The following is a 335-nucleotide window of genomic DNA, read 5'->3' as shown; positions in this document are numbered from 1 at the left end:
AGTCTCGTCTGGCTAGCTGCCAATGAAAAAGAAGAACGCCTACTTCCTGAAGACAGCGATGATAAAGATGGCGTTTTGCGCCTTGAAGCAAGAAAAGTAGCGCTTTTAAATACGCTTTATGATAACGCTACAGCTTATGGCCAAGGCCGCCACAGTTGCGCCGGTGGCGCTTGCCATCGTTTGGGCTCATCACTGGCATCGCTACATCGTTTAGTTGATGCCTTTCCCGCGGACGTAAAGCTAACAGGCGATGCGGCAAATATCGTTACCATTCGCGTCCTAGGCGAGGCGCTGGGCGAGTTATTACAAGAAGAGCCCGAGCATCATTTGGCCTT

Annotated in this window: 1 protein-coding gene; it reads left to right on the top strand. The window is 51.0% G+C overall.

The features are described from left to right. A partial coding sequence (locus E1O47_RS12385; RefSeq protein ID WP_207384330.1) for a hypothetical protein occupies positions 1 to 335 on the top strand: 335 nt, incomplete at both ends.

The organism is Legionella yabuuchiae, from assembly GCF_900640115.1.
Classification (GTDB): Bacteria; Pseudomonadota; Gammaproteobacteria; order Legionellales; family Legionellaceae; genus Legionella_A; species Legionella_A yabuuchiae.
The sequence above is the reverse complement of the archived record's forward strand: the minus strand, read 5'-3'. Positions and strand labels throughout refer to the sequence as shown.